Origin of the sequence: Streptomyces sp. BE20 (genome assembly GCF_036322525.1) — a bacterium.
In the GTDB taxonomy this organism is placed as follows: Bacteria; Actinomycetota; Actinomycetes; order Streptomycetales; family Streptomycetaceae; genus Kitasatospora.
The window spans coordinates 1-438 of record NZ_JAQYWW010001126.1 but is presented as its reverse complement, the minus strand read 5'-3'; the positions used below and the strand labels follow the sequence as shown (position 1 = coordinate 438).

General features: G+C 67.4%; 1 protein-coding gene. It reads right to left on the bottom strand.

Translation table 11 applies throughout. The features are described 5' to 3' along the window. Positions 1-438 (bottom strand): extracellular solute-binding protein (locus PUR61_RS34775; RefSeq protein WP_329883531.1); only part of this gene is annotated, 438 nt, incomplete at both ends.

The following is a 438-nucleotide window of genomic DNA, read 5'->3' as shown; positions in this document are numbered from 1 at the left end:
GTTGCGGGCGAGCTGTTCGAAGATGGGCGCCCAGTTGGGGTCGGCCTTGACCTTGCCGTCCACGGTGGCCTTCACGGCCGGGTCCACCTTGCCGAGGTCGTACGGGAAGATCGCGTGGAAGTCCATGTACTGGGCGCTGCGTTCGGGGGAGGCGAGCCAGCGCATGAAGGTGCCGGCGCCCTTCAGGTTCTTGCTCGCGGAGCCTGCGACCAGGCTGTGGCCGCCGACCATGGAGCAGCCGCTCTTGGGGCCGGTGGGCATCGGGGCGACGGCCCACTTGCCCTCGGTCTTCGCGCCGCCGGTCTGGACGTTGGCGATGACCGACTGGAAGAACGGGAACATCGCGACGTCGCCGCTGATGAAGCCGTTGAGGGCGCTGGTGCCGACCGGGGAGATCTTCTCGGTGTAGAAGGACTTCATGTACTCCATCGCGGTGCG